Origin of the sequence: Hymenobacter gummosus (assembly GCF_003970915.1) — a bacterium.
Classification (GTDB): Bacteria; Bacteroidota; Bacteroidia; order Cytophagales; family Hymenobacteraceae; genus Solirubrum; species Solirubrum gummosum.
Map to the genome: position 1 here is coordinate 38,158 of NZ_RXOF01000024.1, position 21,933 is coordinate 60,090.

The 21,933-nt window shown below is 64.3% G+C and carries 17 protein-coding genes and 1 tRNA gene; 5 read left to right on the forward strand and 13 right to left on the reverse strand.

From position 1 onward, the window contains the following. Positions 1-117: 117 nt before the first annotated feature. From EJV47_RS27170 to EJV47_RS27185, 4 genes are all read right to left on the reverse strand, one after another. Positions 118-2,430 (reverse strand): endonuclease, encoded by a 2,313-nt coding sequence (locus tag EJV47_RS27170; protein ID WP_126696369.1) that lies wholly within the window; start codon positions 2,428-2,430, stop codon positions 118-120. A 145-nt stretch (positions 2,431-2,575) separates the two neighbouring features. Beyond that, positions 2,576-3,178: a hypothetical protein gene (locus EJV47_RS27175; RefSeq protein ID WP_126696370.1), complete on the reverse strand. Its 603-nt coding sequence runs from the start codon at positions 3,176-3,178 to the stop codon at positions 2,576-2,578. A gap of 159 nt (positions 3,179-3,337) precedes the next feature. Next, the gene (locus EJV47_RS27180) at positions 3,338-3,835 is read right to left on the reverse strand and encodes a fasciclin domain-containing protein (protein ID WP_243651334.1); all 498 of its coding nucleotides are present in this window, start codon (positions 3,833-3,835) and stop codon (positions 3,338-3,340) included. Positions 3,836-4,165: 330 nt separating this feature from the next. Further along, positions 4,166-4,237, reverse strand: a tRNA-Arg gene (locus EJV47_RS27185). Positions 4,238-4,381: 144 nt separating this feature from the next. Here EJV47_RS27185 and EJV47_RS27190 point away from each other — a divergent pair. Continuing rightward, positions 4,382-4,864, forward strand: coding sequence for an Ohr family peroxiredoxin (locus EJV47_RS27190; RefSeq protein ID WP_126696372.1), 483 nt, complete (start codon positions 4,382-4,384; stop codon positions 4,862-4,864). A gap of 74 nt (positions 4,865-4,938) precedes the next feature. Here the strand turns inward: EJV47_RS27190 and EJV47_RS27195 are convergent, their stop codons facing one another. The 3 genes from EJV47_RS27195 to EJV47_RS27205 all read right to left on the reverse strand — a co-directional run bounded on the left by EJV47_RS27195 (position 4,939) and on the right by EJV47_RS27205 (position 8,683). Next, on the reverse strand, positions 4,939-5,817 hold the full coding sequence (locus EJV47_RS27195; protein ID WP_126696373.1) for a transglutaminase-like domain-containing protein: 879 nt from the start codon (positions 5,815-5,817) through the stop codon (positions 4,939-4,941). Between the two features lie 292 nt (positions 5,818-6,109). Further along, positions 6,110-7,318, reverse strand: coding sequence for an ADP-forming succinate--CoA ligase subunit beta (sucC, locus tag EJV47_RS27200; protein ID WP_126696374.1), 1,209 nt, complete (start codon positions 7,316-7,318; stop codon positions 6,110-6,112). Positions 7,319-7,588: 270 nt separating this feature from the next. Further along, positions 7,589-8,683, reverse strand: coding sequence for a glycoside hydrolase family 113 (locus tag EJV47_RS27205; protein WP_126696375.1), 1,095 nt, complete (start codon positions 8,681-8,683; stop codon positions 7,589-7,591). Between the two features lie 88 nt (positions 8,684-8,771). Between EJV47_RS27205 and EJV47_RS27210 the strand changes: the two genes are divergently transcribed. Beyond that, positions 8,772-9,425 carry an ABC transporter ATP-binding protein gene (locus tag EJV47_RS27210; RefSeq protein ID WP_126696376.1) on the forward strand — a complete coding sequence of 218 codons (654 nt, stop codon included), beginning with the start codon at positions 8,772-8,774 and terminating at the stop codon, positions 9,423-9,425. A 310-nt stretch (positions 9,426-9,735) separates the two neighbouring features. Further along, positions 9,736-10,524: a hypothetical protein gene (locus EJV47_RS27215; protein ID WP_126696377.1), complete on the forward strand. Its 789-nt coding sequence runs from the start codon at positions 9,736-9,738 to the stop codon at positions 10,522-10,524. A 130-nt stretch (positions 10,525-10,654) separates the two neighbouring features. Here EJV47_RS27215 and EJV47_RS27220 read toward each other — a convergent pair whose 3' ends face one another. Beyond that, positions 10,655-11,431, reverse strand: coding sequence for a hypothetical protein (locus EJV47_RS27220; RefSeq protein WP_126696378.1), 777 nt, complete (start codon positions 11,429-11,431; stop codon positions 10,655-10,657). A gap of 298 nt (positions 11,432-11,729) precedes the next feature. Here EJV47_RS27220 and EJV47_RS27225 point away from each other — a divergent pair, with 298 nt between their 5' ends. Next, positions 11,730-13,655, forward strand: a complete 1,926-nt coding sequence (locus tag EJV47_RS27225; RefSeq protein ID WP_126696379.1) for a RecQ family ATP-dependent DNA helicase — start codon at positions 11,730-11,732, stop codon at positions 13,653-13,655. Positions 13,656-13,735: 80 nt separating this feature from the next. Here EJV47_RS27225 and EJV47_RS27230 read toward each other — a convergent pair whose 3' ends face one another. The 5 genes from EJV47_RS27230 to EJV47_RS27250 form a co-directional block, all read right to left on the reverse strand. Then, entirely contained in the window at positions 13,736-14,035 is a 300-nt protein-coding gene (locus EJV47_RS27230) for a rhodanese-like domain-containing protein (RefSeq protein ID WP_126696380.1), read from the reverse strand. A 109-nt stretch (positions 14,036-14,144) separates the two neighbouring features. Continuing rightward, a complete protein-coding gene (locus EJV47_RS27235) occupies positions 14,145-16,025 on the reverse strand; it encodes a T9SS type A sorting domain-containing protein (RefSeq protein WP_126696381.1) in 1,881 nt (626 codons plus the stop codon). A gap of 132 nt (positions 16,026-16,157) precedes the next feature. After that, positions 16,158-16,943, reverse strand: coding sequence for a PASTA domain-containing protein (locus tag EJV47_RS27240; protein WP_126696382.1), 786 nt, complete (start codon positions 16,941-16,943; stop codon positions 16,158-16,160). 118 nt (positions 16,944-17,061) lie between these two features. Then, positions 17,062-19,743, reverse strand: a complete 2,682-nt coding sequence (locus tag EJV47_RS27245; RefSeq protein ID WP_126696383.1) for a D-alanine--D-alanine ligase family protein — start codon at positions 19,741-19,743, stop codon at positions 17,062-17,064. Between the two features lie 84 nt (positions 19,744-19,827). Next, positions 19,828-20,439 carry a porin family protein gene (locus EJV47_RS27250; protein WP_126696384.1) on the reverse strand — a complete coding sequence of 204 codons (612 nt, stop codon included), beginning with the start codon at positions 20,437-20,439 and terminating at the stop codon, positions 19,828-19,830. A 204-nt stretch (positions 20,440-20,643) separates the two neighbouring features. Between EJV47_RS27250 and EJV47_RS27255 the strand changes: the two genes are divergently transcribed. After that, positions 20,644-21,831 carry a phosphoglycerate kinase gene (locus EJV47_RS27255; protein WP_126696385.1) on the forward strand — a complete coding sequence of 396 codons (1,188 nt, stop codon included), beginning with the start codon at positions 20,644-20,646 and terminating at the stop codon, positions 21,829-21,831. Positions 21,832-21,933: the final 102 nt, after the last annotated feature.

Genomic DNA, 21,933 nt, shown 5'->3' on the forward strand with positions numbered 1-21,933 from the left:
AGTCAGAACGAAGCACTGAATTATATTGCGTTGATTGTTAATGAAAAAGCCTCCCCGCACCAGGCAGGAAGGCTTTTTCGGTTAAGCAGCCGCGGGTGGCTGGCTGAGCAGTAAGGCTTAGCGCTGCACGGCCAGGCGGGCGGTGTACTGCACGCCGGCCACCGTCACGCGCACCGAGTACAGGCCGGCCGGCAGCGCGGGCAGGGCCAGGGCGGTAGGTTCGGCGCCGCTGAGGCTGCGCTCCGTGCGCAGCACCTCGCGGCCCAGCGCGTCGTAGAGGCCGATGCTGGCCGCGTGGCGGCCCGTCAGGCCCGGCAGGCGCAGCTGCACGCTGGCCGTGGCGGGGTTCGGGAATACCTGGATGCCAGCGCCCAGGGCCAGGGTTTTCACCGTGCCCGTGGTGGCGCAGGCAGTGCTGCTGTGGCTGCCCAGGCCCGAGAAGTCGTCCACGCCCACGGCCGTCCAGCCAGCGGCGGCGCTGCTCCAGCGCAGGCTGCCGGCGCCCACGGTGGGCAGGCGGCGCAGGGTGTTGTTTAGGGTGGTGCCGCCCGTCACCGGCCAGTTCAGCTGCTGCCCAATCACGCCGATGATGTCCAGCGTGTCGGTGCCATTGAACAGGGCCATGGCGTCGTCGCCGTTGAAGTCCACCACGTTGTTGGTCACGTTGGCCACGGCCGTCACGGCCGCCACCGAGCCGGTGGTAGCCACCACGTAGGTACCGCCCGGGGCAATGGTGCCCGACAGCGAGTAGGGCGTCTGCGGGGTGCGGCTGCCGTTGGCGAAGCGCAGCAGGCGGTAGCCCGTCAGGTTCACCGCATTAGGCGTGGGGTTGTAGATTTCCACGGCGCGCGTAGCCCCGCTCGATTCCACGTACTCCGAGAAGAACAGCTCCTGGCAGTTGCCCGGGCCGCCGGGGCCCACCACCGGGCCGTCGTCGTTGGTGATGGTCAGCACGTGGCTGGTGGGGGCGCTGATGCTCACTCCGCCGCCGCTGGGCGTGCCCAGCACCAGGCGCACGGTTTCATTTGGCTCCACCTGGGTGTCCCCGTTGATGGTCAGCGTCACCGGCTGGCTGGCCACGCCCGCGCCGAAGCTCAGTGAAGTCGTGTTCAGGGTGTAGTCGGCGGCACCGGCCGTGCTGCCGGCCGCATCCACCGTGATGGGCAGGGTGAAGGCCCCGGTGGGCGCGGCCCCGCTCAGCGTCACGTTCACGGTGTAGGTGCTCGTGCCCGCGTTGCCCTCCACGATGCTGCCCGTGGCCGAGGCGAAGCTCACCAGCGGGGGCTGGCCGTCGTCGTTGGTGATGGTCAGGTCGTGCGCGTTCGGCGCGCCCACCGACAGCCCCGTAGACGTGGCACCCAGCACCAGGCGCACGGTTTCGTTGGGTTCCGGCTGGGTGTCGCCGTTGATGGTCACCGACACCGTCTGCGAGGTCTGGCCCGCGTTGAAGGTTACCGTCTGGGTCGCGAAGCTGTAGTCGCCGGGCGCGGTAGCGGTGGAGTTGGCCGCGTCCACGCTCACCTGCACCGTCACGGTGCTGGTGGGGGCGGGGCTCACCGTCAGCGTGGCCGTGTAGGTGCTGGTGCCGGTGTTGCCTTCCACGATGCTGCCGCTGGCGGCGGCGAAGGTTACCGTCGGGCCGACGGGCAGGAAGCCCCAGGCCCGGGCCACCAGCGAGGGGTCACTGATGTAGGGGTTGAAGTTGCCCTGGGCCTTGGCCGTGCGGCGGTTCCGCTCCCGCTCGTGGGCGTCCACCGGGTCTGCCAGGTGCCACTGGTACAGAGTCTGCAGGTCGGCCAGAGCCGTAATCACGCCCTTGCCCGTGTCGAACGCCTCGTTGGCGTGCATGGTGTAGAAGTAGAAGGCCGAGCGGGCCAGGTTGCCCTTGTGGTCTTCGCGCGGCTCGAACATGGTGTTCGTGTCCTCGCTCCACTCGTCGATGTTGCTCGTGGGAATGCTGCTCTGGCTGGTGGTGCCGCGCATCCAGAGCGTGGTCCGCGAATCCTGAATTTCGCCGAACGGGTCACTGCCGCGGTTGGAGTTCCAGGTGTCGTAGGTGGGGTAGAGGTGGTGGATGTCGGAGCGCATCCGGCTCACCTCGTTGAACCACGACTGCGGAATGGTATGCTCGCAGTTGATGCGGCCCACGTTGGCGGTGCTGGTGCTGGTCGAGTCGATGGTTTTGGGCACCGAGTAGCCCGAGTACACGCAGGTCAGCTGGCCGTTGAACACGTCCACGTAGTTGTACATCTTGCCGCGGGCGTCACTGTAGCCCAAATCCACGCGCAGGCCGTCGTACCAGTTCTGGCGCAGCCAGTCGCGCAGGGCTACGCCTTGCAGGTTGGCGGGCGGGGCCGGCGGGCGTACCTGTGCCGCGGCCGAAACCACGGTCAGACCCGATACCAGCAGGGCAGCGAAGAAGTGCTTCATGCAGAGAAAGAAGGTGTTGGGGAAAGCAAAAGGACCGCAAAGGTCCGAAAATCATTGGCTTGCACCAGCATGTAGGGCCCAAAAAAAGCGGCGGTTCACGATTAAGCTTTCGTGAACCGCCGCGGCGGGTAGCAGGCAGGCCGGCTTACATGCCCGACTTGTCCTTCATCTTGTTCTTCTTCTCTTTCATTTTGCCGCTGTTATCGGGCTTCATGCGGCGTCCCACGCGCATGTCGTCGGCCGGCGCCGGGGTGGTGGCGTCCATGGTCGTAGTCGAGGAAGGCGTGCTCATCGTGCCCGAGGCCGGCGTGGTCGACATCGTACCCGTCGAGTTCATCGACGGGTCGGTCGTCATGGTGCCGGTGGCCGGCGTGGTCGTCGAAGCGGGCGTAGTCGACATCGTGCCGGAAGCCGGAGCGGCCATAGTACCCGAAGCCGGCATAGTCGTCGTTTCGGTAGTCGTGGTGGTAGTCGACGAGTTCATCATCGAGCCGCTGGTGCCGCTGGCGTCCATGGAGGCATCGGTGGTACCGTTCATGGGCTTCATCTTGGCCTTCATCTTGTCGCCGGCCTCAGTTTTGCCCTTCACCTTCTGGTTACCGTTGTCGTCGTCCTTGGTCTTGGTTTTGGTGCCCATTTCCTTGGACTTGGTCTTGGTGCCGTCGTCCGAGGTTTTGGTAGTTTGAGCTTCGGCCACGGTACAGAAGGCCAGGGCCAGGGCAAGTGCGGAAATGGTTTTCTTAAACATGGGAGTCTTGGTTGGGAGGTTAGGAAAGGAACCTGTGTGCCCCTTATACGCACCGACGCCAATCTGGATAACTCCCGGGCCGGCTGATGCCGTTTTGAAAATGCAAAAAGCCTTTCCAGCGCGTTGGAAAGGCTTTTTTGAGGTGTCGGAATTGTCGACTTAGCGGGCCGGCATCAGCACCGTGTCCACCACGTGGGTCACGCCGTTGCTCGATACCACGTTCGGAATGGTCACGGTGGCCATACCGCCCTTGCTGTCGTGCAGCATCACGCTGCCGCCTTTTTTCATCACCGTCAGCGTTTCGCCTTCCACGGTGGTGAGCTTCTGCCCATCCTGCAGGTCAGAAGCGAGGTAGCGGCCGGGCACTACGTGGTAGGTCAGCACGGTGGTGAGCTTTTGCTTGTTTTCGGGCTTTACCAGCGTCTCCACCGTGCCGGCGGGCAGCTTGCTGAAGGCCGCGTTGGTCGGGGCGAATACCGTGAACGGTCCGGCTCCCTGCAGCGTCGGCACCAGGTCGGCGGCTTGCACGGCCGTAACCAGCGTGGTGTGGTCCTTGGAACCCAGGGCGTTGGCCACGATGTCCTTGTCGGGCGTCATCATGGCGCCGCCCACCATCACGCCGGCCGAGGAACCGCTCATGCTGCCCGCGGCGCCCATGCTACCGCCGGTGGTGCCGTTTATGGCCTTTTTGTCCTTGTCTTTCATCTTCACCCGGTCCTCCTTGGCTTTCACTTTGGTCTGGGCCTGGGCCGTAGACGACAAGCCGGTACCGAGAGCCAGCACGAGGGCGGCGGCAAACATCTGCTTCAACATGGTAGTGGGGTTTTGGGTGTGGGTTGGTTAACGACCCACTTACGCTGTCCACATACCATTCGGATTGCCCTACTCCTACTACGTTTGCCCCACCCAACTGGGAGTGCCCGAAAAAGCCGCCGCCCGGCTACCAGAATGGCGGCCGGGCGGCTGAAGCTTCCGAATAAATGATTGTGGCCACATCAGGAATCGAACCTGAATCAAGAGCTTCGGAGACTCCTATACTATCCGTTGTACTATGTGGCCAGTGAGGGGTAGTGGGCGGCAAAAGTAGGCAAAAATGCGCTGCGGCCAAACTTACGCCGGGTTTTTCGCAAAATGCCAACCGTAACCTTCGCCGCCCATCGGCAGTTAAGCCTGATAACCAACCAAAACACCCACTGCATTTGTATGGCCTCATCCGAAAAGAAAACCCTGTACACCGCTGATGCCCAGGCCGTAGGTGGCCGCAGCGGCCACGTCCGCTCCAGCACCGGCGTCATCGACCTGGAAATGTCCGTGCCCGAGGGCCTCGGCGGCAAGCGCGGCGCCACCAACCCCGAAGAGCTGTTTGCGGCCGGCTACTCGTCCTGCTTTCAGCAGGCGCTGCTCGTCATTGCCCAGCGCGCCGGCGACCGGCTCGACCCCGACACCACCGTCAACTGCTCGGTGAGCTTGTTCCAGGAAGGGGAGGGCTACGGCCTGAGCGCCGTGCTCGACGTAGACCTGAAGAAGTTCGATGAGCAGAAGACCATCGAAATGGTGCGCCAGGCCCACCGCATCTGCCCGTACTCGGTGGGCACCCGCGGCAACATGGAAGTGGAGCTGCGCGTGAAAGGGCAGGCCATTCCGGTGGAAGCCGCCGAAAACGCCGGCGTAGCCGAGAAAGGCTAATCCCTCACGCCCCCGAAACGCAAGCGGCCCGGTTGGATTATCCAGCCGGGCCGCTTGCTTATCAGGCGCAGAAGTTATTGACCAAGGGAGGGCGGTTCGGCCGCCTGGTGGGTTTCCAGCGGATTCGGGTAGAACACCGCCGTGGAGTTGGTGTAGCGCATGCCGTGCAGCTTGGTGGTCCGCTGAAACATGGTCAGCTTCTTGGCGCCGATGGGCGTCAGCATCAGGCTGGTCGACATGGTCTTCACGCCGTAGCGGTTGTCGAGCGGCGTATCGAAGTAAAACAGGTAGGGCTGCAGCCAGCGGAAGTAGTACCGCACCTTGGCGTCGGTGGAGGTTTCGCCGCTCAGGCCGGGCGCGTCTTTCGCCAGGGCGTGCTGCAGCTCCACGGCGCTGATGGGCGTACCGTTCAGCGTGGGCAGCACGTCCCACTGACTGTCCACGATGGCCCATTTCTGAAACTCGTCCAGCCATACCTCCGTCAGCACGTGGCCCCCGGCCGAGCTACGCTTGTCGGCGTCGGCGGCTTTCAGGAACAGCGGGCGGGCCGGCATGCCCATGGCCGTCAGTACCGCCGCCATTACCCGGCCAAACTCCACGCATTGCACCGGCTTGCCGAGCAGGGCGTGGTCCAGGATTTCCATGGGGTCGGTTTTGGGCGTGGAAGTGTGCCCGTCGTGGCTGAGGCGGTTGTGCACCCACAAACTCAGCGCTTTCACCTTGCCCAGCGTGGTTTGCTCCTTGGCCGCAACGGCTTCGAGGCCGTACCGGTCGCGCAGGGTCTGCAGGTAGAAGTCGTCGGGGGTGCTGAAACGGAAGTCGTAAGCGGCCACGGTGGTGGGCGCGTTGCTGAAACGCAGCGGTGCGTCGGTCGAAGGTGCAGACTGGGCCGTGGCAAGCTGACCCAGCCCCAGCCCAAGCAAAATCAACAGTCCCGTAAATGTCTTATGCATGAGGGTGGATGGTTACAGGGGTGGAGTGCCTGCAAACGGAGAAAGCCGCCGCGAGGTTGGCGCCGCGCCAAAGGCCGCGGTAGTGAAGGCTGCCGTTAAGGCGCTGACTAGCTGGGCAAAAGCCTATCAGTGTCGTCAGAATTCAAAAACGCAGCCCTCAAATATAACTCGTCTAATGTACGATATGATAAAAAAATATATGTGATTGTTTTTACAGAATTATTTTTGCAAGAAGAAGCCCCGCCGAGGCTGTCGGCGGGGCTTCACTCACTCGAAGGTGTCAGGCCCCTGCTTAAGCTTGTTGCTCCTGCATGGCCAGTACTTCCTTCACTTTCTGGGCGGCGTCCTTCAGCAGCACGGCCGAGTACACCTTCAGGCCCGACTCGTCAATGATGCGGGCACCTTCCTCGGCGTTGGTCCCTTGCAGGCGCACGATGATGGGCACGCGGATGTCGCCGATGTTCTTGTAGGCTTCCACCACCCCGTTGGCTACCCGGTCGCAGCGCACGATGCCCCCGAAGATGTTGATCAGGATGGCCTTCACGTTCGGGTCCTTCAGGATGATGCGGAAACCGGCTTCCACGGTCTGGGCGTTGGCTCCGCCCCCTACGTCGAGGAAGTTGGCCGGCTCACCGCCCGAGAGTTTGATGATGTCCATGGTGGCCATGGCCAGACCGGCGCCGTTCACCATGCAGCCCACGTTGCCGTCGAGCTTCACGTAGTTCAGGTTCGAGGCCGAGGCTTCCACTTCCAGCGGGTCTTCCTCGTTGGTGTCGCGCAGGGCGGCGAAGTCCTTGTGGCGGTACAGTGCGTTTTCGTCCAGCGTCACCTTGGCGTCGACGGCCAGGATCTTGTTGTCCGAGGTTTTCAGCACCGGGTTGATTTCGAACATGGCCGAGTCGGTGTCGTCGTAGGCCTTGTACAGGGCCTGCACGAACTTCACCATCTCCTTGTAAGCCTCGCCCGAGAGGCCCAGGTTGAAGGCAATCTTGCCGGCCTGGAAGGGGCGGAAGCCCACGCGCGGGTCCACGTACTCTTTCAGGATCTTATCGGGATGCGCCTCGGCTACCTCCTCGATGTCCATGCCACCCTCGGTGGTGTAGATGATGACGTTCTTGCCGGAGGTGCGGTCCAGCAGCACCGACATGTAGAATTCCTTGGTTTCCGACTCGCCGGGGTAGTACACGTCCTGGGCTACCAGCACCTTGTGCACTTTGCGGCCTTCGGGGCCGGTTTGCTTGGTCACCAGCTGCATGCCGATGATTTGCTCCGACAGCTCACGCACTTGGTCAAGGTTCTTGGCCAGCTTCACGCCGCCGCCTTTGCCGCGGCCGCCCGCGTGGATCTGGGCTTTGATTACGTGCCAGCCGGTGCCGGTCTGCTCGGTGAGCTTTTTGGCAGCTTCTACGGCCTCGTCAGCAGTTTCGGCCACGATGCCTTCCTGCACGCGGACGCCGTAGCGCTTAAGGATGTCCTTGCCCTGATATTCGTGAATGTTCATACGGTGAACGGGAGTGGGTTTTCGGGTTCCGGAAATGTGCCCGCGAAAGTAGGCAAAAGGAGTGAGTAGGTGAGTAGGTGAGTAGGTGATTGGGGCAAAAGAACGTCATCCTGAGCACAGCGAAGGACCTTCCTCAGACTTGCCATCAGCTGATCAGCGTAGCTGCTAACGCCCTATTATCAGAACGTTAAGCCTTTTCCTTAACGACGGTGCAGGGTGCGAGGAAGGTCCTTCGCTGTGCTCAGGATGACGTTCTTTTGCCCCAATCACCTACTCACCCGAACCGTACCAGCGGGCCATGACCTGCTCGGCGGGGCGGTGCTGCGGGGTGTAGTCGGCGCGGCGGCGGCTGGGGGCGTCGGGCGGGAGGCCGGGGTACCACTTCCAGATGAAGATGCCGGCCAGCCAGGGCTGCCGCCAGCAGCTGCGAAACAGGGCCTCGTAGCAGGCGGCCTGGGTGGCGTCGTCCTCGGGCTCGGGGCGGCGGGCATCGGGCCACTGCCAGGGCGCGGCGGCGGCCGTCGGAATGGCGCGGTAGCCGGCCTCGGTGAAGACCACCGGCTTACGGTAGCGCTGCTGCACCCGGGCCAGGGCCTGCAGGTGCGGCGCCCAGGCCCGGCGCAGCGCGGCGGTATCGGGCCGGGGCTGCGGGGTGAGCGGGAAGTAGGCCTGCACGCCGATAAAGTCCAGCGCGTCCCAGAAGCGAATCTGGTCGTACTCCTGGTGCCAGTTGGCGGCGTAGGTGAGCCGGCCGTGGTACACCCGCCGGATTTCCCCGATCAGCCGGCGCCACTCCGCCTCGTGCCCCACTGCCGCGTGCCGCAGCTCCGTGCCGATGCACAAGGCCTCCATCTGGTGCTGCTCGGCCAGGCGAGCGTAGTGCAGGATGAAAGCGGAGTAGCTCGTGAACCAGCGCTGCCAGTCGGCCGCCGTGCGCATCTGCACCTGCCCCGGCCACTGCCCGCGGGCGCGCAGCCACAGGTGGGGCTTTAATAAGGTATGGATGCCGTGACGCCGGGCCAGCCGGGCCGTGTGCACCAGCCCGCTGTCGGCCTCGCCCCAGAAGACGCGCCGCCGCCGGCCGCCACCGGTTTGCAGCTGCACTTCCGGCGAAGCGGAGTCGGCCTGCCAGCCGAAGGGCGTCTGGGCAATCCAGCTGACGTGGTTGCGCTTCAGCTCCAGAATTTCATCTTCGGTGGTGGAGTCGGCCGCTACCCAGCTCACGCCGCGCAGGCGTTCGGCCGGGGGAATTATTACGGTAGAGGTAGCCGCCGCGGGCGGTTCGCAGCGGCCCGCCAGCAGGGCCAACGTCAGCGGGAGTAGGCCGCCGCGGGCGAGGTTGCGTATAAGCCGCCGGTTGCGCATCCCGGCCAAGATAGGCGGCAACCCGCATCGGCCGGTTCTGCGTAGCTTTGCCCGTATCCGTTTTCTTTTCTCCTAACTCCCCGCCGGTTTGCTGCAGGCCGTCAACATTCGTAAGCGCTACGGTTCGCTGGAAGTGCTCAAGGGCATCGACCTCACCATCGAAAAGTCCGAAATCGTGTCCATCGTCGGCTCGTCGGGGGCCGGCAAGAGCACCCTGCTGCACCTGCTGGGCACGCTCGACACGCCCGATACCGGCGAAGTGCTGTTCGACGGCGAGTCGGTGAGCAGCTTGAAACGCTCGGAGCTGGCCAAGTTCCGCAACCGCCACATCGGCTTCGTGTTCCAGTTTCACAACCTGCTGCCCGAATTCACCGCCCTCGAAAACGTGTGTTTGCCGGCTTACCTGGCGGGCCGCTCGGAAAAGGAAACCCGGGTGCGCGCCCGCGAATTGCTGGGCATGCTGAACCTGGAGCGCCGCGCCGAGCACAAGCCCTCGGAAATGTCGGGCGGGGAGCAGCAGCGCGTGTCGGTGGCCCGGGCCCTCATTAATTCGCCCGAAATCATCTTTGCCGACGAGCCCTCGGGCAACCTCGACTCAAAGAACGCGGCCGAGCTGCACCAGATCTTCTTCCTGCTGCGCAAGGAGCTGGGCCAGACCTTCGTCATCGTGACCCACAACGACCAGCTGGCCGCCATGGCCGACCGCAAAATCACCATGCGCGACGGGCACATCCTGGAATAAGCCGCTGCGCAGGCAGTGGGCCGGCCTGAAAGCCGCCGCGTTGGATAGACGTGGCGGCTTTTTTTACGTATCAGGGGTTGAGCTCAGGGCTTCGCCGCCACTGACTTTGTGCCGTTTTCGGGCACTTCGGTGCTAAGGGAAATGTTCTGCTAACGGCTTTAGCTTTTATATTTTTGAATACTCGGTGTAATGTGTTGATAATCAATAATAAAAAATGCTAAAAAATCTGTAGTTTTTCGCACCTTTCAGCGGGCCGATTCGTTACCTTTACAACAAACAAACGTACTACAGGAGACTAAAGGACAAAGCCATGACTGAGGCACAAAAAGACAACACCAAAGCACCGATTCGCAAGCCGAAAGCCGAGAGCTACGACATCTCGCGTTCGGATGAGACGTTGACCTTGGCCAAAGACTTGGCGAACTTCATCAAGGAAAACAAGCTCACCACCTCGGTGCAGGGCAAAGAGTTTGTGAACGTGGAAGGCTGGCAGTACGCTGGCTCGCGCCTGGGCATCGTGCCCATCGTCGACCACGTCATCAACATGAGCACCGACTCGGAAATTAAATACCAGGCCAAGGTGACGCTGTTTGACCTGCGCAGCCAGCACACCGTCGGCGCCGGTTTCGCCATCTGCTCGAACAAGGAGCAGGGCAAGAAATTCTACCAGGAGTTTGCCATTGCCTCCATGGCCCAGACGCGCGCCATCGGTAAGGCCTACCGCAACATCCTGGCCTGGATTATCCGCGCCGCCGGCTACGAGCCCACCCCAGCCGAAGAAATGGAGTACGGCGGCAACATGCCGGAAGCCAAGCAGCCGGTAGCCACCGAGCCCGCCCCGATGAAAGCCGTGGTGACCGAGCAACCCGCCCCGGCCGTAGCCGAGCCGCTGGCTCCGGCTGCCAACAACCCGGCCTACGCCACGGCCCAGCAGAAAGAGGAAATCATCCGCCTGCTGAATCACCCGGTGGTAACGCGCCAGGAAAAGACCAAGATGCTGCTTAACATCAACAAGCTGGATCAGGAGCGTGCTAACCAGGCCATTGCCAACCTGAAAAAGACCATCGACGACCGCGAAAACGGTCAGGTGGCCGCTTAAGGAAGTTAGTGTTGTATTGATAGGGAAAAGCCCGGTACCGCAAGGTGCCGGGCTTTTCGTTTGTGGCCGAAGGCGTTGCCCGCCATTCCAGCTTTACCGAGAAACGATGGTCGTACAAGTGGCGCTGTGACTACTGGATGGTGACGGTGCTGATAGCGGCCGTTTCCTTCACGAAGGCGTAGGTGCGGCCGCCGAGCGTGACGAGGTTGTAGCGGAAGGGAATGACCTCCACGTAGCCCAGGGTGCTGTTGCTGGTGGTGGGCAGCGCGGCCAGCTCGGCGGCCGAGAAGCTCACCGAAGCCGCCGTGCCGCGGGCCCGCTTGAGCACCATTTTGTCGCCGGCGGCCACCACCACGTACACCGAGTCGGCGCCACTGAGCTGGCCGCTGAGGGCAATGCTCAGCCCGCTGGCCTTGGCGATGCTGCTGGGCAGCGTGCCGCCGTAGCTGGGGAAGCTGACGGTGTGCGCGTAGCTCAGGGCCGGCACGCTGCCACTGCCCGCCACGCTCCAGCTGGCGCCGCTGCTCAGGCCCAGGTCGGTGGGCGTGCTCAGGCCGGGCGTGGCGGTTTTGAGGTAGGCGTTGTTGCCCTGTTTGTCGAGGCCGTTGTTGTTGAGGCGGACGGCGCCGGCGTCGAGCAGGGGGGTGGGCGTGCTGTTGTAGAAGGCCGCCAGGCCGGTTTCGAGGCTGAGCGTGACGGGTACGGGCGCCTGGGCCAGCGAGTAGGTGAAGTCGGTGCGCAGGGCTACCAGCGTGCCACTGGTGTTGCGGATGGTGGGCGTAGCGGCCTGCGGGGCCGTGGGCGTAGCCGGCGTCGGGTCGACTTTGGTTTTGCCGCAGCTGGTCAGCAGCAGGAGCAGGGCGGCCACCGGCAGCAGGCGGGTAGCGGAAGCGGAGAAATGCAGCATAGGAAGCAGAAGGATGAATGGCAAAGCAGCGGCCGGCAGCCGGGGCCGCCAACGCTGCAAAACTGCCTTGCACCCGCCCCTGGCGGCAATACCCGCGGCCGGGCATTTTCGGCTCCGTGCCGACACGTAAGCCCGGATCAGGGCCGGACGCTAGAATGGACCGGCAGGCCCGGGTCAGGGCCGGACGCTAGAATGGACCGGCCGGCCTGGGCCCCGGGTCGGGCGTTGTGCTTGCCGCTAGGGCTGCTTTTCAGGGCTTTCGTCCGTACCTTCGCCGGCTGTTAAGCCCGCGTCCGCCGTGTCCGCCCCCACCGAAGATATTCTTTCCGTTCTACGCCAGCACTGGGGCCACCGCGCCTTCCGGCCGGGGCAGGAGGACATTATCCGCTCGGTGCTGGCTGGCCACGATACGCTGGCCCTGCTGCCCACCGGCGGCGGCAAGTCGGTCTGCTTCCAGGTGCCGGCGCTGGCCCGGGAAGGGCTCTGCCTGGTCATTTCGCCGCTGATTGCGCTGATGAAGGACCAGGTGGAAAACCTGCGCAAGCGCGGCATCAAGGCCGAGGCCGTGTACGCGGGCATGAGCCACCGCGACATCGACCAGACGCTGGACAACTGCGTGTACGGGCCGGTGAAGTTCCTCTACGTGTCGCCCGAGCGGCTGCTCACCGACATGTTCCGGGCCCGGGCGCCGAAGATGCGCATCCAGCTCATTGCCGTCGACGAGGCGCACTGCCTCTCGCAGTGGGGCTACGATTTTCGTCCGCCCTACCTGCAGATCAGCGCGTTGCGGGAGCTGCTGCCGGGAGTGCCGGTGCTGGCCCTCACCGCCACCGCCACCGAGGAAGTGCGCCGCGACATCCGCGAGAAGCTGAACTTCGGTGCGACGGGCCAGACGTTTCAGCGCAGCTTCCAGCGGCCCAACCTCTCGTACTCGGTGCTCGAAACCGAGGACAAGCTGCAACGGCTGCTGCAGGTGCTCAAGGGCGTGGGGCCCGGCAAAACGGCCGTGGTGTACGCCCGCACCCGCAAGGCCACCGAAACCGCCGCCGCCTGGCTGCAGCAGCACGGCCTGAGCGCCGCCGCCTACCACGCCGGCCTGCCCGCCGACCAGCGCACCCGCGTGCAGCAGGAGTGGACCTCGGACAAGACGCGCATCGTGGTGGCTACCAATGCCTTCGGCATGGGTATCGACAAGCCCGACGTACGCTGCGTGGTGCACCTGGACGCGCCCGACTCGCTGGAGGCCTACTACCAGGAAGCCGGCCGCGCCGGGCGCGACGAGCTGTACGCCTTTGCCGTGCTGCTGTGGGCCCCCAACGACGCCGACGAAATGCGCCGCCGCGTGCTGACGAGCCACCCGCCGCTCGACGTGGTGCGCCGCGTGTACCAGGCCCTGGCCAACTACTCCGGCACGGCCGTGGGCGGGGGCGAGCTGGTGGCCTTCGACTTCGACCTGGGCGCCTTCGCCAGCACCTACCGCCTCAAGCCTCTGGATGTGCACAACGCCCTGCGCACCCTGGAAAAAGCCGGGCTGGTGCAGCTCAACGAGGCCGTGTTCAGCCCTGCCAAGGTCTTCATTCCCATCGATGCGCGCGACCTGTACCGCTTCCAGGTGGCCAACGAGCGGCACGACCAGCTCATCAAGGCCATCCTGCGCTTCTACGGCGGGGAGGTATTCAGCGGCTTCAAGAACATTTCCGAAGGCCAGCTCAGCCAGGCCCTGCGCTGGAGCACCACCGACGTGCGCAAAACGCTGGAGTTTCTGCACAAGTCGGGCATCGTGCAGTACCAGCCCCGCCACGACGCGCCGCAGGTACTCTTCACCACCCCGCGCCACGACGCCGCCCGCCTGCCCCTCGACGCCCGTGCCCTCGACGCGGCCCGGGAGCGGGACCAGCTCAAAACCGAGGCCGTCATCCGCTACGCCGCCGGCACGCGCTGCCGCCAGCAGTTGCTGCTGGAATACTTCGGCGAGCTGGATAGCGCGCCCTGCGGCATCTGCGACCATTGCCTGGCCGAGAAGCGCCGCCAGCAGCCGCCCGTGGTAGCCACGGATTTGCGCGAGCAAATCCTTACGCAGCTGCGCACCGCGCCGCTTACCCCGCGCGAGCTGCTGTCCGGCTTTGCACCCGCCCAGGCCGACGCCCTGAAAGCCCTGCTGCGCGACCTGGTGGATACCGGTCAGCTACGCTACACCACCGGCGGGCAGCTGGCCGTGGCCTGATAATCAGGTGAATAAAAAAGAACGTCATTCCTCGACAAGCTCGGAATGACGTTCTGTATTGGACGTGCTACTGATTGGAATTACCCGGCGTTGTAGGCCGTGATACCGCCGAGCAGGTTGCGCACTTTGTCGAAGCCGTGCTGCTGCAGCAGGGCCTTGGCCGTGGCCGAGCGGCCGCCGCCCTTGCAGTGCACCACGATTTCCTGGTGCTTCAGGTCTTCCAAATCCTCGATTTTGCCCGGCAGCTCGCCCAGCGGAATGTTCTGGCTGCCGTCGATGTGGGTTTCCTCGTACTCCCACGGCTCCCGCACGTCGATGATGACGGGCGTTTGGTTTTGCTGCTGACGCTCTTTGAGTTCGGCGGGGGTAATGTCGTTCATAGGTGGAGAGGGTAAAGGCGAAAAACAAGTGGACCCAGGCGCGGTGCAGCGCTTGGGGCCACTAAACAAGCAAAAACAACCGGAAGTTACGCCCCGACCCGTGGCGGCGTCAGGGCTGCAGCACCAGTCGCTGGGTGCTGACTAGGCCACCGGGCAGCGTAAGGCGCAGCAGGTACACGCCGGCCGGCAGCTGGCGTAAATCCAGCTGCGCTTTGCCCGCGTCGGCGGCGGGCTGCTGCCACACGGTGCGGCCCAGGGCATCGAGGGCGGTGGCGCCGAGGTAGCGGCCCTGCACCTGCACCAGCCCGCTGCTGGGGTTGGGGTAGAGGCGCACGGCGGCCTCCGCGGCGGAGCTACGGGTGCTGGTGACGACGCCGTTCATCACCGGCCGCATCAGGGGAGACCCGGTGACGACAGGCAGCCAGGGTGCGCTGGCGTCGCGGTCGTAGAAAGTCTGGCGGGGCTGCTGGGTGTTCAGATCCAGGCCGAAGCGAATCAGGAAGCTGGTGGCCGGCTGGGTGTAGCCGATGAAGAACGAGCCGCTCACCGGCACGGGCTGATCGAAGGTGATGACCCGCCAGCGGGTGCTATCAACGGTGGTGGGCAACGTCAGCGTCTTGGTGGCCTTGGGCTGGGCGGCGGGCAGCCCGTCGGCGCCCACGTCCCACACGCTGAACGTAACCGAAATAGTGGCTGGCACGGGCACCCCGACGGCGGTGGTGCCGGCATAGTACACGCGCAGGCTGGTCACCTGATCCGGGCGGTTCAGATTGAAGCGGACGGCCCGCGACGTGGCCGCGTTGGAGTTCGGATTGATGGAGGTGGTGCCCTCCGCGCTGCCGTCGTCGTAGGCGAAATAGTCGCTAAACTCGGTGGTGCGCCGCACCGTGTCGTTGGGCGCCTTGCGCAGGTCGCCGGAGGTCAGCAGGTTTAGGTAGATGCTGTGCTGCACCCGCGTGGAGCCGGAAATGGTCAGCGGGGTGTTGCGCACGGAGCCGCGGATGGGAAACTGCCGGGTGCCCGCATTCAGGATGGTGTCGCCGACCACAAACTGCCGCTCCGCCCCGCCGGGCAGCGTGCGCACCACGCCGCGCCAGGAGAAGGGCACGGGGGGCGTCCCCAGATCCAGGTTGTTGAAGGTCGTGAAGGTGGAGTCGTTCAGCTCCAAGGTCGGATTCGGGGCGGCATTAAACTGCCAGGGGGGCATGGCCGAGTAGCGCTTCAGCAGCGAGGTGAGCGGGGCGCTGAGTACCACGTCGGAGTACGACACTCGCCGGGCGCTGCGGCCGCGGTCGAGCAGGATGTAGTCCAGGTTCCAGGCATCGAAGGTGCCGGAGCGGCTGCCCGAGGTGCTGAAGCGGAAACGGAAGCCCGCGTGCAGGTACTTGGCCTGATCCACGGCCACAAACTTCTGCTGGAAAGGGGTACGCACGCCGGTGCTGAGGGCCTCCCAGACCTTGTCCCAGGTGCCGGTGTTCGAGAGAAACTCTAGCTGAATGCCCACCCGCCGCGAGGACAGGTTGCTTGACGGACTGCGGACGATGGTGCCGGCCTGCCAGAAAAAGCTCAGCAACACGCTGTCGGCCGGATTGCGCCCGCTCAAATCGATGGCGTGGGAAGTGAGCGAGTCGGTGGGGCCGTAGGTGCTGATGGCCGCGTAGGGCCGCCCCAGCGCATCGAACCCGTCGAAGGTGGCCACGCCGCGGGAGGGCGGGGCCTGGGCAAACCGCTCGTTTATCAGCACTTGGCCGCCCTGCCAGCGGTCCGGGCTGGGGCCGCCTTCGCGCTGTCCGGCAAAGTCCTCGAAGAAGGGCAGTGTGAGCGTGGTGGCGTTGCCGCGCAGGGCCGCCGCCGGCCGGCCCTGCCGGGCGCGGCCCGGGTCGGCCAGAAGGGGCTGCACCGCGGCCTGCTGCGCCCGTACCAACGGGGAGTAGCCCAAGCTGAGCAGCAGACTGCAGACGAGAAAAGGTAGGCGTAGCTGATATTTCATGAGCGGGTAAGTTACGCACCCCAAACGAGGCAGCAGGCGAAAAGATTTTACCGCCGCCGATTTATCCGCTCCATGATAGGTCCAAAAAAAGCCGCCCGGCTGACCGGGCGGCTCGTTACTTAGGGGCGGGCGTTAGTCGACGGCCTTGAGGGGCTCCTTGCCGGCTACCCAAAGGTCCACCAGCTGGCCCGAGCGGATGGTAGCCCCGCTGGCCGCTTCGGGGCGCTGCTTCACCACGGTGCCCTCGGTCTGGCCTTCCTCGGGTGCCTGGTAGAAGGTTTCCCCGATCTGCAGGCCCTGACCGGCCAGCAGGGTAGTGGCCTCGTCGGCGGGCATGCCCACCACGTTAGGCACCGGGAATTCCTGGTTGCCCAGCCCGTCGCCCACGGTCAAATCCACCTTGGTGCCCTTGGTAATCGGGTCCCCGGGCTTGATTTCCTTGCCGTTGACTTCCTGCTTGAGCACCTGGTTTTGCTGCAGATCGGGCACCAGCGTGATTTTGCCGACCACCAAGTCGTAGCTGTTCAGAATCATCTGGGCGTTTTTCACCGAGCCCTCCGTCAGCTTGGGCATCTTGATGACGGGCGGGTTTTTCATGGCCACCTGGATGTAAATCTTGCGGCCCTCCTTCACCTTCTCGCCGGGCTTGGGCTCCTGGGTCAGCACCATGCCGGGGGGCAGGTTGGGCCGGTAGGTGCTGTCGTCCACGAAGTAGGCCAAATCACGCTCGTCGAGGTAGTCTTCCAGCGCGTCGAGCTGCATGCCCGTCACCTTCGGCACCACGATGGTTTCGCCGTGGTTGGTGGTAATGGGCAGGTACACGAAGAAGAACAGGAACAGCAGCAGCAGCGAGACGCCCACAATCACCAGCAGGTGCTTGACGAGGTCCAGCCAGGTATCGGATTTGAGGAAAGCCATTCGGCAGGGAGGGTTTTTTAGGGTAGGAGGGGATGGGGCTAGGAGGGTAAGAGTCTTTTTAGGATAAGAGGTTACAAGTTGTCAGAACGATAACTCCTAAACTCTTACGCTCTTACCCTCATACCCTAGTCTTGCCGTACTCCAGAATGCGGTCGATGAAGTCGTAGGGAGTGTAGCCGGCCAGCGCGGTCTGGTGGAAGATGCAGGTGGCGGGCGTCATGCCGGGCAGGGAGTTGACCTCGATGATGATGACTTCCACCGCGCCCGTCTCGCGCACCCGCACAAAGGCGTCGATGCGGGCGTAGCCTTCGATGTTGAGTACCTCGGCCACGCGCTTCAGCTGGGCCTTTACCTCCTCCGAAATGCGCTGCCGCTCCTCGGCATCGGCAGCGTAGCGGGCCGGAGTGATGTTCTGGCCTTCGCCGGCCAAGAATTTCTCCTCCAGGCTCAGCACCTCGCCGGTGGCCAGGGCCTCCGATGCTTCGAACACCTCAATGTCGCGGCCACCATCGGGGCGGCGGTGCGTGAGCAGGCCGCCGGTGACTTCGAGGAAGTGCCGGGCCCCGTCGCGGCTGATGAGCGTTTCGACCAGGAAGGCATCCTTGCGCGGAAATTCCTCCTTGAAGCCCAGGCTCAGCACTTTGGCCGCGTCTTCGAGCAAATCTTCCTGGTCGCGGAACATCAGGCGGCAGAAGGCCTCCAGCTCCGCCCGGTTCTTGATTTTCTTCACGGCCGAGGAGCAGCCGTCGTCGGCGGGCTTGGCAATGAAGGGGTAGTGAAACTGGCTTTCCAGGGCGCTGTAGAAGGCTTCCGCGTCGGCTTCCCACTCCAGGCGGGCGGCCATGCGGTGCTCGGCCACGCGCAGGCCGGCCTCGCGCAGGCGCTTGTTCGTCTCGAACTTGTTGATGGTGATGCTGCTCGACTCGGCGCCCGAGCCGTTGTAGGGCAGGCCCACGCGCTCCAGCTGCTGCTGCAGGGCGCCATCCTCGCCGGGGCGGCCGTGCAGGGCAATGAACACCTCGTCGACGCGCTGGGCCAGCTGCTCGAAGCTCAGCTTCTCGGGCGTGGCTACCGACTGCGCGGCGTAGGTGTGGGTGATGTTGGTGGCCTGCTGCCGGATGCGCTCCAGAATCGGGTGCTGCCCGTGGCCGGCCTCGTAGTGCTTCACCTTGTCGCGGATGTCGTCGGCGTTGTCCTTGAGCATCACGTTGACGGGCAGCACGTACAGCTCGTAGCTCTCGGAGGAGCCCGTCAGGAACACCGGCACCGGCTCGTACTTGGCCGAGGAGGACAGCTTCTCGAAGATGTTCCGGCCGCTTTCCACCGAAATGTGCCGCTCCGAGGAGTAGCCGCCCATGATGACGGCCACCTTGGTGCGCGGCTGCTGCTCGTGCTGGCGGCTGGCCACGGCTGCGTCGAGGGCGCGCAGCTGCCGGCCCAGCTTCACCGGCTGCAGGCCCGAGCGGCGCCGGGCGGCCAGCGAAGTGCGGATGATGTAGGTGAGAAACTGCGAGGGGTTCAGCCCGATTTCGGCGGCCTGGTGGAAGAAGAACGAGGCCGGCAGCATCCCAGAGGTGGTGTTCGGGTCGTTCAGGAAAATCTCGCCCGAGTCTGTGATGAAGCCGTCGAGGCGGGCGTACACCTGGAAGCCGAAGGTGCGGAACAGCTGCTCGCACTGCTCGCGGATGCGCTGAATGTCGGCCTCCGGCAGCTCGATGGGCGTGACCTTGCGGGCCATGCCGGGCAGGTACTTCGAGCGGTAGTCAAACACCTCCGAGCCCTTCACGATTTCCGTGGGGGGCAGGGCCAGCGGGGTGCCGTCCACGTCTTCCACCACGATGCACGAAAACTCCCGGCCCTGCACGAAGGCTTCCAGCAGCACCTGCTGCTCGCCGTTCACGTTCGTCAGCCGCACCGAATCCTGCAGGGTCAGCCGCTCGTCGAGGGCGCGCAGCAGCTCGTCGGGGTGGTAAATCAGCTGCTCGTCGTCCGAATCGAGGATGACCGGCAGGCCGATGCCCTCGCGGATGTCGGTGAGGTGCTGAGCCCAGGCCAGGCGGTCCTGCGGGCCGAGGCGCTGCCAGTCTGCGCGCAGCACGGTGCGGCGGAACAGGCTGCGCTCCACGGCGGCCACGAACTTGGCCACATCGGCCTCGCGCACGATGCTCACGCCGATGCTGGAGCCCTGGCGCGGCGCTTTCACCACGATGGGCAGGCCCAGCTCTTTCTGCACGTAGGCCAGCAGCGCTTCGGGCTGGGCGGCGTCGAATTCCTCGGCCGTGAGCACGCGGAAGGCCGGGGAGGGCAGATTCAACGCGTGCAGCAGGGTTTTCTGGGCAATCTTATCGATGCCGAAAGCCGAGGGCAGGATGCCGGAGCCGGAGTAGGGGATGCCGTACCATTCCAGCAGGCCCTGGATGGCGCCATCTTCGCCGGCCGGGCCGTGCAGGGCCAGGAAAGCAAAGTCCATGAGTAGGGGCAGTTCCTCGGGGCGCAGGCGGCGGCCCACCTGGGCAATGATGCGGTCCTGCTCTTCCTGACCCAGCTCCCCCAGGCTTTCCAGGTACACCTGCAGCTTCAGCTCCGTGGGCGGCAGGGCCGATACGGGCGGGAAAAAGTCCCGGATGGTGCCCTTGTACAGGTACTGCCAGTCGAGCAGGATGAAGTTGCCCAGGCTGTCCACGAAGACCGGAACGGCCTGGAACAGCGACTTGTCGAGGTTATCGTAAACCGTCCGGCCGCCGGCGAAGCTGATTTCCCGCTCGCGCGACGGACCACCGAAGAAAATGCCAATTCTCATGCTGCTACAAAGGTAGGCGAAAATAGAGCGGAGCGCCGCACCCGGCCGCCGCTTCGGCGCCTAACAAGCAAGCCCGGCAAAACGTTATTCCCGCTTGCTCAGCAGATAGCCCAATTGAGCTTGGAAAACGGAGTGAGCAGGACTTTGGAAGAAACCGCCACCCTGTGTTATGGGGAGGAAGTCGCCGTTGTAGCGGAGGGTAAAGCTGTAACCGGACGGCAACTCGTAGCCCGCACCAGCCACGTAGCCCAGCAGCAGACGGCGCAGGCCCTGTAAGTCGCGGGTGGTGCCGACGCCGGTAATGGGGTTGGTAAATCGGGCTGCGACCAGGTAGCCCAGTTGCGGACCCGCCTCGAAGCCGATGCGCTGGACGTTGATTTTAGCCAGTACCGGCAGCTCAAGGTAGCTCAGGCGGCGCTGGCCACCAGGGCGCTGTCCTGGGTACTGGTAATCATCCCCTTTACGCGAATACAACAGTTCGACTTGGATATTCCAGAACTTGTCTTGACCAAACGAATAGCGGCTTAATGCCCCGAGACTATAACCGAATATGGCGGTGGTAGATTCGGGAGCCACGTTCCGCTGATAGGAATCAGAATAATTCGCCCCGGCTTTGGCGCCGAAATGCAATTGCTGGGCCGAGGCGGCTTGGCTGAGCAGCAAGGCAGGCAACAGCCGTAGAAGTGTTGATTTCATCGAGGTGATTGATAGATGAAGCAGGAGGATAGGTTGCGGCTGACTGGGCCCCGGCAGCCGCGGCGCCGGGCCCACCGCAACACCTGGCCTAAACGCCCCGCCCCGCCCCAATCTTGCATCCCCGCCGAAAAAGGACGAACTACGCGCCGCCGCTGCGTATAACGGCAGCGGTTTTCGTTCCCCAACCCCTTTCCGTCAGCTTCCATGCAGACCATCGACCAGTACAACTTCGCCGGCAAGAAAGCCCTGGTGCGCGTCGACTTCAACGTGCCCCTCGACAAGGACTTCCGCATCACCGACGACACCCGCATCCGGGCGGCCACGCCCACCATCCGCAAGATCCTGGCCGACGGCGGCGCGGTGATTCTGATGTCGCACCTGGGCCGGCCCAAGGGCGGCCCCGAAGACAAATACTCCCTGCGTCACCTCGTGGAGCGCCTGGGCCAGGAGTACGGCGCACCGGTGAAGTTTGCCACCGATGCCGTGGGCGACGACGCCGTGCAGCAGGCCCAGCAGCTGCAGCCGGGCGAAATTCTGCTGCTCGAAAACCTGCGCTTTCACCCCGAAGAGGAGAAGGGCGACGCCGGCTTTGCCCAGCAGCTGGCCCGCCTCGGCGACGTGTACGTGAACGACGCCTTCGGCACGGCCCACCGCCGCCACGCCTCCACGGCCGTGGTGGCCGAGTCGTTCCCCCAGGCCCGCGTGGGCGGCTACCTGCTGCAGAGCGAAGTCGACAACGCCGAGCGGGTGCTCAACAACGCCGCCCGGCCCTTCACCGCCATCATGGGCGGGGCCAAGATTTCCGACAAGATTCTCATCATCGAGCAGCTGCTCGACAAAGTCGATAACCTGCTCATCGGCGGCGGCATGGCCTACACCTTCGCCAAGGCCCAGGGCGGCAGCATCGGCTCCTCCCTGCTGGAGGCCGACAAGCTGGAGCTGGCCCTGGAGCTGATTGAGAAGGCCAAGGCCAAGGGCGTGAACCTGGTGCTGCCCGTCGACAGCCTCATTGCCGACAAGTTTGCCAACGACGCCAACGTGGACGTGGCCGCCAACCAGCACATTCCCGAGGGCTGGATGGGCCTCGACATCGGCCCCGAGGCCCGGGAGGAGTTTGCCCGCATCATCCGCGAGTCCAAAACCATCCTGTGGAACGGCCCGATGGGCGTGTTCGAAATGAGCAACTTCTCCCTGGGCACCGAGTACGTGGCCCGCGCCATTGCCGAAGCTACGGCCAACGGTGCCTACTCCCTCATCGGCGGCGGCGACTCCGCGGCGGCCGTCAACCAGCTCGGCTTCGCCGACCAGGTGTCCTACATCAGCACCGGCGGCGGCGCCCTGCTGGAGTACATGGAAGGCAAGGAGCTGCCCGGCGTGGCGGCGCTGCGCTAGGCATGGGAGTGGTAGTACGACTTTGGGGTCGTACTACCGCTATCGTAGAACGACGGCGTAGCAGTCCGTTGCAGCCAAAAGCGGCGGCCCTGGAGTAGCATC